Raw genomic sequence first — 15,225 nt, forward strand, 5'->3', positions numbered from 1 at the left:
AGCCAATGCGAAGCATGGCAGCGAGCAAGCCGATCGTCTGCGGCTTGTTCGGATGCCGGCGCTGCCCTCCGCAGAGCTTGGGTTCCTCGTCTCCGCAAAGGGGGAGGAAACCAGGTCCTGCAAAGGCTATCCCCTTCTACCTGTATGTGTCATGTCGAAGCCGACGACGCTCCTATAAGCCGGCTTTCTATCTTGAAGAAATCGACAAAGGCTCGCAGCGCCGGCCGCATCTGGCGGCGGCTCGGGTAGTAGGCGAAGAAACCGTCGAAGGGCGGGCACCAGTCTTCCAGCACGCGAATGAGCCGGCCGGTGGCCAACGCCTCGCGGACATAGTCCTCGAACAGGAAGGCAAGCCCAGCGCCGTCGGCCGCCGCATTGGCGATCAGATGGTCCTCGTCGAGGATCAGCGGCCCTTGCACCGCCAGTTCGATCTCCTCGCCGTCCTTCTCGAATTCCCAGCGGTAGAGGATGCCGCTGGAGAAACGGAAGCGGATGCAACGGTGACCGACGAGATCGTGTGGATGGCGCGGCCTGGGCATGGTCGCGAAATAGGATGGCGCGCCGACGACGGCGCCGCGAAGGTTTGGACCGATGCGCACAGCGATCATGTCGCGTTGCAGGCTCTCGCCGAGCCGGACGCCGGCGTCGAAGCCGCCTTCGACCACATCGGTGAAGCGGTCTTCGATGACGATCTCCAGCACGATGTCGGGATAGGCCGATGCAAAGGCACCGAGCCGCGGCGTCAGCGCCAGGTGGGCGGCGGTGCGCGGCACGGTCAGCCGGAGATTGCCAGCCGGCCGGTCGCGCGCCTCGACCGCCGATTCCAGCGCCAGATCGATTTCCGACAGCGCCGGCCTCAGCCGCTCGAGCAGCTGCGCGCCTTCCTCGGTCGGGGCGACGCTGCGCGTGCTGCGCGCCAGGAGCCGCACGCCAAGACGCGCCTCCAGGCTGGAAACCGCATGGCTGACTGCGGAGGGCGCTATGCCAAGCTCCTTGGCCGCACCGCGAAAGCTGCCGCACTGGGCGACGGTTGCCAGCACCGCAAGTTGGGAGAGATGCGTTCGGTTCATTGATCTATCTTTTAGAACAGCCCGTGCGAGTAAGAGCCGATTATAGAACGCGGTGCAAGGCGCTATCTCTGTCGCATCACAACAAGGAGACGCGTGATGCAAACCCGCAAGCTTGGAAATGAACTTGACGTCTATCCGGTCGGCCTCGGCTGCATGGGGATGAGCTTCGGCTATGGCGGCCAGCCGGAGGTGGACGCGATCGCCACACTGCGCCGCGCCGTCGATATCGGCGTCAATTTCTTCGACACGGCCGAGGTCTATGGCCCGTACGAGAATGAGATCCTGCTCGGCAAGGCGCTGAAGCCGGTGCGTGACCAAGTGACGATCGCGACGAAATTCGGTTTCAAAATCCTTGAAGAAGGCAACGGCGTCGAGCGCATGGCGGGTGTCGACAGCCGCCCCGAACACGTCAAGGCGGTGGCCGAAGCGTCATTGAAGCGGCTGGGCACCGAGGTGATCGACCTGTACTACCAGCATCGCGTCGATCCCAATGTGCCGATCGAGGATACGGTCGGCGCCATGGCCGAGCTGGTGCGCGAGGGCAAGGTGCGCGCGCTCGGCCTGTCGGAGGCGAGCGCGGTGACCATTCGCCGGGCGCATGCGGTGCATCCGATATCAGCCGTGCAGAGCGAATATTCGCTGTGGAGCCGCGATCCGGAGGAAGAGGTGTTCGCCGTCTGCCGCGAACTCGGCATCGGCTTTGTCCCCTACAGCCCGCTCGGCCGCGGCCTGCTGACCGGGACGATCGCCAAGCCAGAGGTGCTCGGTGCCGATGACTGGCGGCGTGGACTACCGCGCTTCCAGGCCGACGCCATGGCCGCCAATGCGGCCGTTGTCGCCACGCTGGAGACAATGGCGGCGGACAAGGGCGTGACGCCGGCGCAGCTGGCGCTCGCCTGGGTGCTGCATCAGGGCGATTTCATCGTGCCGATCCCCGGTGCGCGAAAAATCCGCCATCTCGAGCAGAATGCGGCAGCAGCACAGATTGCGCTGAGCCAGGCGGAGGTGGCGGCCATTGGCGACGCCCTGTCGCCGGAGAAGGTCGTCGGCAAGCGCTACACCGAAGAAATGCTGGCGCTGGTCAATGGATGAACGGTGATCTACGGAGTAATCGAAACGGGGCGTTTCGATGCGCCTTTTTCGAGCCCCGCGCAACAATTGCGAGACGTGGGCGCGAGACACCCCCCTCTGTCCTGCCGGACATCTCCCCCTCAAGTGGGGAGATTGGATCTCTCCCACTTTCGCCAACTGCCAACGCCGTAAGATGGCGGGACGGCGAAACAGCCATTCTCACCCCTGTCGGAGGAGATGTCCGACAGGACAGAGAGGGCGCTGTCCCGCCAACTTCTGCGGAGAATACTCGGCTCACCACGGCACGACAGTGATCGCCATGTGCTCGCAGCGTCAGGCTCTGAGCACGCCACCGGTCTGCTTATGCACATTCTCGACGATGCGCTTGGCCAGCGCCTCGAAATCCTCGTCGGTCAGCGTCCTTTCGACCGGCTGGATCGACACTTCAATGGCGATCGATTTCTTGGCTGCGCCGAGTGACGCCCCTTCGAAAACATCGAAGACCGAGACGTTGGTGATCAGCTTCCTGTCGGCGGCAAGGGCTGCGCGGGTCAGCGTGCCGGCTTCGACCGCCTTGTCGACAACGAAGGCGAAATCGCGCTTGACCGCCTGGAAGGCGGACAGTTCCAGTCTCGGTTTTGTCCGCGTCGGCTTGGCCTTCGGCTCGGGCACGGCATCGATGAAAACCTCGAAGCCGCAGAGCGGCCCGGAGACGTCGAGTTCCTCCAGCGTCTTCGGGTGGAACTCGCCGAACGTGCCCAAAATGACCTTCGGCCCGAGCTTGATCGTGCCGGAGCGGCCGGGATGATACCAGGCCGGGCCGCCGGCCTCGATCTGCAGCCGCTCGACCGGCGCACCGCAGGCTTCAAGTGCTGCGATCGCGTCGGCCTTGGCGTCGAACACGCCGACCGGATCGGCATTGCCGGCCCAGTGGCGGCTGGAGCCTTCGAGCTTGGCCGTGCCGCGCCGCACGCCGGCGGCGACGCGCCGCTGCTGGTCGGCCGCGTCACCCTCGTAGGTGCCGGACACTTCGAACAGCGCGACATCGCCGATGCCCTTGTCGGCATTGCGCTGCGCGGCGGCGATCAGGCCCGGCAGCAGCGACGGCCGCATGTCGGACATGTCGGCAGCGATCGGGTTGGCGAGCTTCAGTGCGCTCTGGCCGCCGCCGAACAGTTCGGCATGTTTTGCCGGAATGAACGACCAGGTGACCGCCTCCATCATGCCGCGCACCGCCAGCGCCCGCTTGGCGGCGCGGGTGCGGACCTGCAGGACAGTCAGGATCTTGGCGTTGACGGCATCATGCGCGCCGAGCGGCTGCGGCGCGATGTTGTCGACGCCATGGATGCGCATGACCTCCTCGACCAGATCGGCCTTGCCGTCGACATCCGGCCGCCAGGACGGCACCGCCACATTGACGACATCGCCCGCGCCTTCCGGCTTGAAGCCAAGGCGCGAAAGAATGGCGAGGCTCTCCTCCATGGGCACCTCTGTGCCGGTCAGCCGCCTCACTTCCGACAGCGGGAAGGAAACGATCTTCGGCGCGTGACCGGCATAGCCAACGACTTCGGTTTCGGTCGGCGTGCCGCCGCAGAAATCCAGCACCAGCTTGGTCGCCAGTTCCACGCCGGGCACCATGAATTCAGGATCGACGCCGCGCTCGAACCGGTAGCGCGCATCGCTGATGATGCCGAGCGTGCGGCCGGTGCGGGCCGTGGTGATCGGATCCCACAGCGCCGATTCGATCAGCACGTCGGTGGTGTTCTCGTCGCAGCCGGAATGCTCGCCGCCCATGATGCCGGCGATCGATTCGACGCCGTCCTGGTCTGCTATCACGCACATGTCAGGCGTCAGCATGTATTCGCGGCCGTCGAGCGCCAGCACCTTTTCGCCGTCGCGCGCCCGGCGCACGGTAAGGTTGCCGGCGACCTTGTTCGCGTCGAACACATGCAGCGGCCGGCCGCGATCGAAGGTGACGAAATTGGTGATATCGACCAGCGCGCTGATCGGCCGAAGCCCAATGGCGATCAGCCGCTGCTGCAGCCATTTCGGCGACGGACCGTTGTTCACGCCTTTCACCAATCTCAGGGCGAAGCCGGGGCAGAGCTCCGGGGCTTCGATCGTCACCTTCACCGGGCACATGCCGCTGCCGGCATGCGGCATGATCGCGCCGCCGACGAGGCGGCCGAGCCCGCTCGCCGCCAGATCGCGGGCAATGCCGTAGACGCTGGTCGCGTCCGGACGGTTCGGCGTCAAATTGATCTCTATGACCGGATCGTCGAGATGCGCATAGGCGGCGAAGATGGTGCCGACCGGCGCATCGGCCGGCAGATCGATGATGCCGTCATGCTCTTCGGAAAGCTCAAGCTCGCGCTCGGAGCACATCATGCCGTGGCTTTCGACGCCCCTGATCTTGCCGACCGTCAGCGTCACGTCGATGCCCGGAATATAGGTGCCGGGTGCTGCAAAGGCGCCTATCAGGCCCGCGCGGGCGTTCGGCGCTCCGCACACAACCTGCACGGGTGCCTTGCCGTCGCCGGTATCGACCGTCAGCACGCGCAACCGATCGGCATCGGGGTGCTGCACCGCCGCCAGCACCTTGGCGATGACGAAGGGTTTTAGGCTCGATCTGTCGTCGACATGCTCGACTTCGAGGCCGATCGAGGTCAGCCGCTCGACGATCTCGTCGAGCGAGGCGTCGGTCTCGAGGTGGTCCTTGAGCCAGGAGAGGGTGAATTTCATGACTGTGTTCCGTCTGGTCTGGGCACGCTGGTCTTCAGATGTCTCGGCAAGTCATCTGGCATGTGCACGAAGGGAAGCTGCTCGCGCACATGGGCGTGGTGCGTCGGCTTGAAATAGGCCGGCATGTCCATGGCGCCGAGCATGAAGTAGATGTGGTCGGCCAGCCGCTCATCGACATAGGCGATCGGCGAGCCGCAGATGCCGCAAAAGGAGCGCGTCACCGGCCCGTTCTCGAACATCTTCAGCGCCTTACCCGTGAAGGCGACCTGCTCGGTGATGAAGCCGACGAAGGCCGATACCGGCGCGCCGCTGGCCCGCCGGCAATCGCCGCAATGGCAATAGCTGACATGGTGCGGTTCGGCCGAAGCCTCGAACCGCACGGCGCCGCAGCGGCAGCCGCCGGTGTGGGCCGCTGTCATGTACTCAAGCCTGCGAACAGCGTCGGCATGTCGAGCGGCCGGAAGCCGTAATGCGACAGCCAGCGCACATCGGCGTCGAAGAAGGCCCGCAGGTCCGGCATGCCGTATTTCAGCATGGCGATGCGATCGATGCCCATGCCCCAGGCAAAGCCCTGATATTCGTCGGGATCGAGCCCGCCATATCTCAGCACATTGGGGTGGACCATGCCGCAGCCGAGGATCTCCATCCAGTCGGAGCCTTCGCCAAAGCGCACCTCGCCCGGCCGCGAACGGTCGCACTGGATGTCGACCTCCATGCTGGGTTCGGTGAACGGGAAGAAGCTCGGCCGGAAGCGCATCTTGACCTGGCGTACCTCAAAGAAGGCCTTGCAGAACTCCTCCAGCACCCATTTCATGTTGGCGACGTTGGCTGATCTGTCGATCACCAGCCCTTCGACCTGATGGAACATCGGCGAGTGCGTGGCATCGGAATCCTGGCGGTAGGTTTTTCCGGGAATGACGATTCGGATCGGCGGCTTCTGCACCTCCATGGTGCGGATCTGCACCGGCGAGGTGTGGGTGCGCAAAAGCTTGCGCTCGCCCTTCTCGTCCGGCTGGAAAAAGAAGGTGTCATGCATCTCGCGCGCCGGATGGCCTTCCGGGAAGTTCAGCGCGGTGAAATTGTAGTAATCGGTCTCGATATCGGGACCTTCGGCGATGGCAAAGCCGAGGTCGCCGAAGATCGCGGCAATCTCGTCGCTGACCTGGCTGATCGGATGGATGCGGCCGCGCTCGGCCGGCGATTGCCGCACCGGCAGTGTGACGTCGACCTTTTCCGCCGCGAGCCGTGCCGCGATCGCTGCGTCCTTGAGTTCGGCGCGGCGCACGGTAAGCGCCTCGGTGATGCGGTTCTTGAGACCGTTGATCGCCGGGCCTTTTATCTGGCGCTCTTCTGCGCTCATCGAGCCGAGCGTCTTCAGCATTTCGGAGACCGAGCCCTTCTTGCCGAGCGCTGAAACACGCACGGCTTCGATCGCCTGCTCGTCGGCGGCCGACGAAATGTCGCTCATCAGGGAATTTTCGAGAGTTTCCATGTCACTCATGTTTCAGACTCGATTGAAGGCAAAGAAAAACCCGCGCCAGCCCTGCCAGCGCGGGTTTCCCAAATCAAGTGTCGATGTGCTTGGGAAGGCGCTGGTTAGGCTACAGCGCTTTCAAAAGCGTTCGGCGTGGTGTTCTTGAGGTACTCGAGCGCGACCTTGGCCTTGGCCACAAGGGCGGCAAATGCCTGCGGCTCGTGGATGGCCATGTCCGACAGGACCTTGCGATCGATCTCGATGCCGGCCTTGTTGAGACCGTCGATGAACCGGCCATAGGTCAGGCCATGCTCGTGGGTCGCGGCATTGATGCGCTGGATCCACAGAGCGCGGAACGAACGCTTACGGTTCTTGCGGTCGCGGTAGGCATACTGCAGCGACTTTTCCACCGCCTGCTTGGCGATGCGAATGGTGTTCTTGCGGCGGCCGTAGAAACCCTTGGCGGCTTTCAGGACCTTTTTGTGCTTGGCGTGCGAGGTGACGCCTCTTTTTACGCGTGCCATGTCATGATCTCCTTAAAACTTGTCCAGACCGAATGCCTTAGAGGCCGTTCGGCAGAAAATTCTTGATGACCTTCTTGCCATCCGGTTCAGCCAGAACCATCGTGCCGCGGGCATTTCGAATGAACTTGTTGGAACGCTTGATCATGCCGTGACGCTTGCCGGCCGCAGCCGACAGGACTTTACCCGTACCTGTGATCTTGAACCGCTTCTTGGCGGCTGACTTGGTCTTCATCTTGGGCATTTTGCTACTCCGTTTATGTGCGCATCATCGCGCTTTTTGTTCGCTTCAGACCGACCAAAGCCCGAAAAGCAAATGAAACCGCCACGGCATGCCCTGCCGGGCGGTTTTTGGGAACGGCGGTGCTATACGTCAAAGCGGGCCGGCGTGCAACACCCTGTGCCGACACACAATGGGCCTATGGGAAACGGAACAGCACCGGCAGTATGCCCGATTGCTGGGCGGCGTCGATCGATTCGAAAAACGGCATGGCAACGAGGAACACCAGCCCGTCGAGCAGCGTCGTCCGCAGCAAACGCGGCTTGAAGCTGCCGGTGTTGCCTTCCTGATACAGCGAAAGCTTCGGGAAAAAGCGCGGCACTCGCGCCATATAGGCCTGGAATGGCGTTCCGAAGGCCTCCTTCAGGAACGTCTCTTCGCGCAGGATGACGACATGAAAGGCGGCGGCGCAAATCACCGCGAAGCCGATCGCCGCAGTGATCGAGCCCATCTGCGCGCCGACGCCAGCGGCAGCTATCGAGGAGAAGACATAGAGCGGATTGCGGGTGATCGAATAGGGTCCGCCGGTAACCACCTCGGAGGATTTGCGTCCGCCGATATAGAGCGTCGACCACAAGCGCCCGACAATGCCAAGAAAGATCAGCAGGACGCCGACCATTTCGATCGTTTCGTGCGGCACGCTTTCGGGAGGAAAAGCAGACTGGCCAAACAGCAGCGCTGCGAACATGACGACCACGAGGGCGGCAAGCACCATCCTGCGCGCGTGCTGATACCTGCCCAGCGCACGCCTGGCCTGCGCTTGTTCGGCCTGCGCCGATTTAACTTCATTGAGCATGTCGGGAATCCAATCGTCGAGGAACTTGCCGGCGATCGCGGCATCCGCAGTTCAATACAGCCAGAAGAGGACGGGAATTACACCGCTTTCCTGTCCGGACTCGATGAGTTCGAAAAACGGTACGGAAGCCACGAACATCAAGCCGTCGCGCAGCGTGTGATTAAAAATGCGCGGTGTGAAGGTGACCTCGGCCTGATCGCGATAAAGCCGGGGATTGGGAAAAAACCGTGGCACCCGTGCGATGTAGTCCTTGTACGGCGCCCCGAGCACGGTCGTCAAATGCCGTTCCTCGCGCAGCGTGACGATGTAGAACGCGGCCGCGCACAAAACCGCCGACGCCACCGAGACGATCACGCTGCCGGTCTGGGCGCCGATGCCGGCGGCCCCAATGGTGGAGAAAAAATACAGCGGGTTGCGCATCACCGAATATGGGCCGGTAGCAACCAGTTCGGCCGACTTGCGGCCGCCGATATAGAGGATCGACCAGAGCCGGCCGCCGATCCCGATCAGTATCAGGGCGATGCCGTACTGCCCCTCTATGCGTTCGTGGCCTAGTTCATCGTGCGTGGAGCCGCCGAAGATCAGCAAAGCGCAAAAAGCACCGATCAGCAGCGCCAGCAGGACGCGCCGGCGCCGCTGATAGCGGCCCATTTCGTCGAACGATCTTTCAATCGGGGAACGTGCCGCAGCGGCCATGGACAATCCTTTCGCCGCGAGGACCGGCAACCGGAATCCTTGTCGATGCAACTTGCGGAGAAATCATGGCGAAGACAAAAACAAACAAAAGGCCGCCGAAGCGGCCTTTGCTTTGACGGGACCGCTTTAGCGGAATCGCCTAGCGGGGCGCCAGCACCATCATCATCTGGCGGCCTTCGAGCTTCGGTTCGGCTTCGACCTTGGCGATCGGTGCAACTTCCTCGCGAACCTTGTTCAAAAGCTGCATGCCGAGTTCCATATGCGCCATCTCGCGGCCGCGAAAGCGCAATGTCAGCTTGACCTTGTCACCTTCCTCGAAAAACCGCCGGACCGCTTTCATCTTGGTCTCGTAGTCATGGCTGTCGATGTTCGGGCGCATCTTGATCTCTTTGATCTCGATGACCTTCTGGTTCTTGCGCGCCTCGGCCGCCTTCTTCTGGTTGGCGTATTTCAGCTTGCCGAGATCGAGAATTTTTACGACGGGCGGCACTGCGTTGGGCGATATCTCGACCAGATCGAGCCCAGCCTCTTCGGCGAGCAGCAATGCGTCGTTGATGGAGACATCGCCATGGTTGTGGCCTTCGGCGTCGATAAGCTGGACCCGGGGAACCCGGATGTCACGGTTGGAGCGCGGGCCCTCCTTGGTGGGCGCCGTTGCTTTGAAAGGTCTGCGAATGGTCGTGGTCTCCTTGAGCCGTTTCGTTCGGGGTTTTCAATTCAGAATTGCGAACGCGCCAATGTGGTGAGCGCGCGGCCGGAGTCAATAGCACAGCGCTCACAGGAAATCACCTGTTCCCTGACTTCTGCCTGCACCAAACGAAGAAAGTTGCCGAGCACTTTTCGTTGAACCGTCCGCTGTGTCAAAAGACCTGCGTGAGGAGTGAGCAATGACCGCACCGGTTTTTCTCGACGTCGACGGAACCAGCATCGCTGTCAGGCGCGCTGCGGGTGCCGAGCCAGGCATTGTCTGGCTCGGCGGCTACAAGTCGGACATGCTGGGCACCAAGGCCGAGAAGCTGGCGGAATGGGCGAGCGGGCAAGGCCGGGCTTTCCTACGCCACGACTATTCCGGTCACGGCGAATCGGGCGGCGCCTTTGCGGACGGCACCGTCTCGAACTGGCTTTCGCAAAGTCTCGCCGTCTTCAATCATTTCACGCAAGGCAGGCAAATCCTGGTCGGCTCCTCGATGGGCGCATGGATCGCGCTGCGCATGGTCCAGGAATTGCGCCAGGAATTGCACACGCCAGGCGAGAACCGCATCGCCGGTCTGGTGCTTCTAGCGCCGGCGCCGGATTTCACCGCCGAGTTGGTCGAGCCGGCGCTGACCAAAGCGCAGAAGCGCGATCTTGCCAAGAAAGGTTTTTTCGAGGAGCCGTCGGACTATTCGGCCGAGCCTTACATCTACACCCGAGCGCTGATCGAGGACGGCCGCAACAACCGGGTGCTGACCGGGCCGATCGACACCCACTGCCCCGTCCACATATTGCAAGGGCTGGCCGATGCCGACGTGCCGCCGAGCCATGCGCTGAAACTGGTCGGCCTGCTGCCGGCCGACGACGTCACGCTGTCGCTGATCCCCGACGGCGACCATCGCCTGTCGCGGCCTCAGGATCTCGACATGCTGGTGCGGGCGGTCAATGCCATCGTGCGGCAGGCAGGCTAGGACATGCGCATTTCCATTCCGGTATCCGCCTTCGTTGCAGCGATTGTCGGCTTCGGCGGCACGTTGGCCATCGTCATCGCCGCCGCCAAGGCAGTCGGCGCGACGCAAGTCGAAACCGCGAGCTGGGTGACGGCGATCTGCCTCGCGATGGCGATCGAGAGCCTGTGGCTGTCGTGGCGCACCAGGATGCCGGTCATCGCCGCATGGTCGACGCCGGGGGTGGCGCTGATCGCGGCATCGAGTGGCTTTTCGATCAACGAGGCCGTCGGCGCCTTCATCGTCACCGGGATTTTGCTGATTGCCACCGGCCTGTTCAGGCCCTTGACCAAGCTGATCGCCAGGATACCGGCCTCGGTCGCGTCGGGGATGCTCGCCGGCATCGTCGTCACCTTCGCCGTCAATGCGGTGAAGGCGATTCCCGTCGACCCGTGGCTGATCCTGCCGCTGATCGCCGCCTTCTTTGTCATCCGCCTGTTCAATCCGGCGCTCTCGGTGCTGGCGGTGCTGATCGGCGGCGGCGCTGCCGCGTTCCTCACCGGCCGGGTCGGTGGTCTGCCGACCCCGGAACTTTCGACATTGACGCTGATTGCGCCGCAGTTCACCGTCACAGCGATCATCGGCCTGGCGCTGCCGCTTTATCTCGTCACCATGGCCTCGCAGAACCTGTCCGGCCTCGCCGTGCTGAGGGCGGCGGGCTACCACCCGGAACCCGGCCCGCTGATCGGCGTCACCGGCCTGCTTTCGTTGCTGTCGGCGCCATTCGGGGCCTCGACCACCAACCTGGCGGCGATCTCGGCGGCGATCTGCACCGGCCCCGACGTGCATCCCGATCCGGGCGAGCGCTGGAAGACCGGTCCCTTCTACGCGCTTGCCTACCTCGTCTTCGCCATTTTCGGCGCCTCGCTGGTGGCGATCTTTGCCGTGCTGCCGCAGAGCCTGATCGTGCTTGTCGCCGGACTGGCGCTGATGGCGCCGCTCGCCAACGCGCTGTCGATCGCCTTGAAGGAAGACGGCGAACACATGGCCGCTACCGTCACCTTTGCCGTCACCGCCTCGGGGCTGACGCTATTCGGCGTCGGTGCGGCGTTCTGGGGCCTGATTGCGGGCCTGGTCGTCCTTTTCCTTGAAACGCTCAAAAAGCGATAATCATTTCAAACGCTTGTCCGGTTTTGGCCGACACTGTCTTGAATCGCCGTTTTTCTCATCCCATTTCGATTCCACGCAGCCGGGATTGGCTGTCTCCAACTGAAGGATTGGGAGAAAATGAACACATCTGCATTGATCCGTCCGGCCTGGACGCCGGCGACCATCGCTCTGATGGTGATCGGTTTTATGGTGTTCTGGCCGCTCGGCCTCGCCATGCTCGCCTACATCATTTGGGGCGACCGGCTTGACGGCTTCAAGCGCGACGTCAACCGCGCGACCGACGGCATCTTCGCCGGCTGCCGCCGCGGTTCCGACAAAGCGGCGCGCTGGGGCCACGGCTCTGCCCGCACCGGCAACGTCGCTTTCGACGACTGGCGCGAAAAAGAACTCGAGCGGCTCAATGAAGAGCGCCGCAAGCTCGACGAGATGCTGAGCGAGTTCGACGAATACGCCAGGGAATTGCGTCGCGCCAAGGACCAGGAAGAGTTCGACCGCTTCATGGCGAACCGCAACAAGTCGACGTCGCCCACAACCGGCGGGCCCACAACCGGCGGTGGCAAATCCACGCCAGGCCTGCTTGACGAGTAAGGCACTTGCCTCGACATAAATAATAATCAAAAACGGCGTCGCGTCAGCGGCGCCGTTTCTTTTTTGTTCTATTCGTTTTCCTCGAATCACGTATCGTCCTGGCCATGTCATTCGGCTTCTTCCGCAACCTGACCAAACCCAGGCCCGCCCCCGTCGTGGAGCGGGAGCATTGTGTTGCCGGCCGCACGCTGCCGCTCAAGATCGTCGAGAGCGACCGGGCGCGGCGATTGACGCTGCGCATCGATTCCGGTGGCCGGGGCCTACGCATCACCGTGCCACCGGGCCTGCGGCGAGGCGAGGTGGAAAAATTCCTTGACCGCCATCAGGACTGGCTGGAGCAGCGGCTGGCCAAAGTGCCCAACCGGCCGCAGGTGCGGCCCGGTATCAAAATTCCGGTGCGCGGCGTGCCGCATCGCATCGTTCATGAGCCCTCGAAACGCGGTACCGTCACGCTGTCGTGCGACGAACGCGGTCCGCTGATGATCGTGCATGGCGAGCGCGTGCACCTGCCGCGCCGCATCGCCGATTTCCTCAAGCGCGAGGCCAAGCGCGAGATCGAGCGGTTGGTGGTCAGGCACACTGGGACGATCGGCAAGCGCGCCAAGGCAATCCGCTTCAAGGACACGTCGAGCCGCTGGGGGTCATGCACGTCGGACGGCAACCTGTCGTTCTCCTGGCGCATCATGATGGCGCCGCGACCGGTCATAAACTATCTCGTCGCGCATGAGGTGGCGCATCTCAAGGAGATGAACCACGGCCCGAAATTCTGGAAGCTGTGCGAGCAGCTCTGCCCCGACACCGAGCGCTGCAAGGACTGGCTCAAGCGCAATGGCGGCGCGCTACAAGCGATCATGTTCGAATAGATCGCCCGGTCAATCATCATTCGCCGCGTTCAACTCCTCTGGGCGCAGCCCCTCGTCGGTATGGCGCGGCCATGGCAGGAAGTCCTTCTTGAAGGCGTTGCTGCCGAAATAGTCGAGCGCGCGGTGTGCCTCGGCGCCGTTGAAGGCGGCCTTGTCCATCAGATGGGCGATGACCTCGCGAGCCTGCGCGACTTTTTGCCTGAGTTGGGCGACGGTATCGTCTGCCATTCTTGTTTGCTCCCGTCGGTATTATCTTTAGTAAGTAGCCCGTTCCGCTCTCTTGTCTTAGGAAGGTAGCGCGTTCCGCGCCGGTGGCAAACATGCGCTTTTTCTCGACTCTTTTGCCGTTTCGTGCCAATCCCCGCGTCATGGCGCTCGACATCAAGATATGCGGACTGAAGACCGACAAGGCATTGGCCGCGGCATTGGCCGGCGGCGCCAGTCATGTCGGCTTTATTTTCTTTGCCAAAAGCCCGCGCTATGTCGAGCCGGCGGAAGCCGGCCGCTTGCGCGAAGCGGCAATCGGCAAGGCCAGGGCGGTTGCCGTGACAGTCGACGCCGGCGATGCGTTTCTGGATGAAATCGTCGAAAAAATGCAGCCCAACATGCTGCAGCTGCATGGCTCGGAAACGCCGGAGCGGGTGGCCGAGATCAAGGCCCGCTATGGCCTGCCGGTGATGAAGGCGCTGCCGGTCAGCGAGGCTGCCGACCTGGAGCGGACAAGACCGTTCGTCGGCATTGCCGACCGTTTCCTGTTCGACGCCAAGCCGCCGAAGGGTTCGCAACTGCCGGGCGGCAACGGCGTTGCCTTCGACTGGCGCGTTCTGGCCGGCCTTGACGCAGGCGTCGATTACATGCTTTCCGGTGGGCTCAACGCCGCCAACATCGGCGATGCCTTTCGGCTTGCCAACCCGCCCGGACTAGACATTTCCTCGGGCGTGGAAAGCGCGCCGGGCGTCAAGGATCCGGCGCTGATCGAACAGTTTTTCCGGGCCGTCAGGGCAGCACACGCCAACCGCGCCGCCTGACCGTGCTTCAAACCACAAGCTAGGAGATCGGCGATGAACAAGCCGGCGATACCCAATTCCTTCCGCACCGGACCCGATGAGCAGGGCATGTTCGGCATCTTCGGCGGTCGTTTCGTTGCCGAAACGTTGATGCCGCTGATCCTCGACCTTGAACGGCACTGGAACGAGGTCAAGGACGATGCGGATTTCAAGGCCGAACTGACTGACCTTTCGACCCACTATGCCGGGCGGCCGTCGAAGCTTTATTTCGCCGAAGGTCTGACCAGGCATCTTCGCGAGGCTTCCGCGGCGAAAGGCGTTGGGGGCGGCGCAAAGGTCTATTTCAAGCGCGAGGATCTGAACCACACCGGCTCGCACAAGATCAACAACTGCCTCGGCCAGATCCTGCTGGCCAAGCGCATGGGCAAGAAGCGCATCATCGCCGAGACCGGCGCCGGCCAGCACGGCGTGGCGTCGGCCACCGTGGCGGCGCGTTTCGGCTTTCCGTGCGTCGTCTATATGGGCGCCACCGACGTCGCCCGGCAAAGCCCGAACGTCTTCCGCATGAAGCTGCTCGGCGCCGAGGTGCGGCCGGTGACTGCCGGCCACGGCACGTTGAAGGACGCCATGAACGAAGCTCTTCGGGATTGGGTGACCAATGTCGAGGACACCTACTACCTGATCGGCACCGCCGCCGGCCCGCACCCCTATCCGGAGCTGGTGCGCGACTTCCAGTCGGTGATCGGCATCGAGGCGCGCGCCCAGATCCTCGAGCAGGAAGGCCGGCTGCCGGACACCATCATCGCCGCCGTCGGCGGCGGCTCCAACGCCATCGGCCTTTTTCACCCGTTCCTCGACGACCGCAGCGTAAAGATCATCGGCATCGAGGCCGGTGGCCGCGGCCTCGACGGCATCGAGCATTGCGCCTCAATGAACGCCGGCGCGCCCGGCGTGCTGCACGGCAACCGCACCTATCTCCTGCAGAACGCCGACGGGCAGATCATGGACGGGCATTCGATTTCGGCCGGCCTCGACTATCCCGGCGTCGGGCCGGAGCATTCCTGGCTGCGCGACAGTGGCCGCGTCGACTATGTGCCTGTTCTCGACGACGAGGCGCTGGAGGCGTTTCAGTTGACGACACGCGTCGAAGGCATCATTCCGGCGCTCGAATCCGCCCATGCCATCGCGCATGCGGTGAAGATCGTGCCCGCCATGGACAAGGACCAGATCGTCATCGTCAACCTGTCCGGCCGCGGCGACAAGGACGTGCATACGGTGGCCAATATGCTGGGCATGGAGATCTGATC

The 15,225-nt window shown here is 63.1% G+C and carries 17 protein-coding genes; 7 read left to right on the forward strand and 10 right to left on the reverse strand.

From position 1 onward, the window contains the following. Positions 1-149: 149 nt before the first annotated feature. Positions 150-1,070, reverse strand: coding sequence for a LysR family transcriptional regulator (locus AC0L28_RS07400; protein WP_287226643.1), 921 nt, complete (start codon positions 1,068-1,070; stop codon positions 150-152). Positions 1,071-1,166: 96 nt separating this feature from the next. Between AC0L28_RS07400 and AC0L28_RS07405 the strand changes: the two genes are divergently transcribed. Next, the gene (locus tag AC0L28_RS07405) at positions 1,167-2,162 is read left to right on the forward strand and encodes an aldo/keto reductase (RefSeq protein WP_128170371.1); all 996 of its coding nucleotides are present in this window, start codon (positions 1,167-1,169) and stop codon (positions 2,160-2,162) included. Between the two features lie 312 nt (positions 2,163-2,474). Here the strand turns inward: AC0L28_RS07405 and pheT are convergent, their stop codons facing one another. The 8 genes from pheT to infC all read right to left on the reverse strand — a co-directional run bounded on the left by pheT (position 2,475) and on the right by infC (position 9,326). After that, positions 2,475-4,883: a phenylalanine--tRNA ligase subunit beta gene (pheT, locus tag AC0L28_RS07410; RefSeq protein WP_473476505.1), complete on the reverse strand. Its 2,409-nt coding sequence runs from the start codon at positions 4,881-4,883 to the stop codon at positions 2,475-2,477. Then, positions 4,880-5,302: a GFA family protein gene (locus AC0L28_RS07415; protein WP_027152017.1), complete on the reverse strand. Its 423-nt coding sequence runs from the start codon at positions 5,300-5,302 to the stop codon at positions 4,880-4,882. Before AC0L28_RS07415 ends, pheT begins: the two co-directional genes overlap by 4 nt. Beyond that, entirely contained in the window at positions 5,299-6,384 is a 1,086-nt protein-coding gene (gene pheS / locus AC0L28_RS07420) for a phenylalanine--tRNA ligase subunit alpha (protein WP_287226637.1), read from the reverse strand. Before pheS ends, AC0L28_RS07415 begins: the two co-directional genes overlap by 4 nt. 95 nt (positions 6,385-6,479) lie before the next feature. Then, a complete protein-coding gene (gene rplT / locus AC0L28_RS07425) occupies positions 6,480-6,881 on the reverse strand; it encodes a 50S ribosomal protein L20 (RefSeq protein ID WP_023796882.1) in 402 nt (133 codons plus the stop codon). Positions 6,882-6,918: 37 nt separating this feature from the next. After that, positions 6,919-7,122 (reverse strand): 50S ribosomal protein L35, encoded by a 204-nt coding sequence (gene rpmI, locus AC0L28_RS07430; RefSeq protein ID WP_006201248.1) that lies wholly within the window; start codon positions 7,120-7,122, stop codon positions 6,919-6,921. Positions 7,123-7,297: 175 nt separating this feature from the next. Beyond that, on the reverse strand, positions 7,298-7,954 hold the full coding sequence (locus AC0L28_RS07435; RefSeq protein WP_287171451.1) for a methyltransferase family protein: 657 nt from the start codon (positions 7,952-7,954) through the stop codon (positions 7,298-7,300). Positions 7,955-8,005: 51 nt separating this feature from the next. Beyond that, on the reverse strand, positions 8,006-8,650 hold the full coding sequence (locus tag AC0L28_RS07440; protein WP_023796884.1) for a methyltransferase family protein: 645 nt from the start codon (positions 8,648-8,650) through the stop codon (positions 8,006-8,008). A gap of 139 nt (positions 8,651-8,789) precedes the next feature. Then, positions 8,790-9,326 (reverse strand): translation initiation factor IF-3, encoded by a 537-nt coding sequence (gene infC, locus AC0L28_RS07445; RefSeq protein ID WP_077374810.1) that lies wholly within the window; start codon positions 9,324-9,326, stop codon positions 8,790-8,792. A gap of 211 nt (positions 9,327-9,537) precedes the next feature. Here infC and AC0L28_RS07450 point away from each other — a divergent pair, with 211 nt between their 5' ends. The 4 genes from AC0L28_RS07450 (at position 9,538) to AC0L28_RS07465 (ending at position 12,911) form a co-directional block, all read left to right on the forward strand. Continuing rightward, positions 9,538-10,314 (forward strand): alpha/beta hydrolase, encoded by a 777-nt coding sequence (locus tag AC0L28_RS07450; protein WP_128170369.1) that lies wholly within the window; start codon positions 9,538-9,540, stop codon positions 10,312-10,314. Between the two features lie 3 nt (positions 10,315-10,317). After that, positions 10,318-11,460, forward strand: a complete 1,143-nt coding sequence (locus AC0L28_RS07455) for a benzoate/H(+) symporter BenE family transporter (protein WP_473476510.1) — start codon at positions 10,318-10,320, stop codon at positions 11,458-11,460. Between the two features lie 117 nt (positions 11,461-11,577). After that, entirely contained in the window at positions 11,578-12,048 is a 471-nt protein-coding gene (locus AC0L28_RS07460; RefSeq protein WP_023796888.1) for a DUF2852 domain-containing protein, read from the forward strand. Between the two features lie 104 nt (positions 12,049-12,152). Then, positions 12,153-12,911 carry a M48 family metallopeptidase gene (locus AC0L28_RS07465; RefSeq protein WP_027152023.1) on the forward strand — a complete coding sequence of 253 codons (759 nt, stop codon included), beginning with the start codon at positions 12,153-12,155 and terminating at the stop codon, positions 12,909-12,911. A 9-nt stretch (positions 12,912-12,920) separates the two neighbouring features. Here the strand turns inward: AC0L28_RS07465 and AC0L28_RS07470 are convergent, their stop codons facing one another. Next, a complete protein-coding gene (locus AC0L28_RS07470) occupies positions 12,921-13,139 on the reverse strand; it encodes a hypothetical protein (RefSeq protein ID WP_023796889.1) in 219 nt (72 codons plus the stop codon). A gap of 140 nt (positions 13,140-13,279) precedes the next feature. Here AC0L28_RS07470 and AC0L28_RS07475 point away from each other — a divergent pair, with 140 nt between their 5' ends. Together AC0L28_RS07475 and trpB are read left to right on the forward strand one after the other, a co-directional pair. Beyond that, complete coding sequence (locus AC0L28_RS07475) at positions 13,280-13,939, forward strand: phosphoribosylanthranilate isomerase (protein WP_128168877.1); 660 nt, start codon at positions 13,280-13,282, stop codon at positions 13,937-13,939. Between the two features lie 33 nt (positions 13,940-13,972). After that, complete coding sequence (trpB, locus tag AC0L28_RS07480; protein ID WP_128168868.1) at positions 13,973-15,223, forward strand: tryptophan synthase subunit beta; 1,251 nt, start codon at positions 13,973-13,975, stop codon at positions 15,221-15,223. Positions 15,224-15,225 lie beyond the last annotated feature (2 nt).

Source organism: Mesorhizobium sp. WSM4847 (assembly GCF_055811335.1).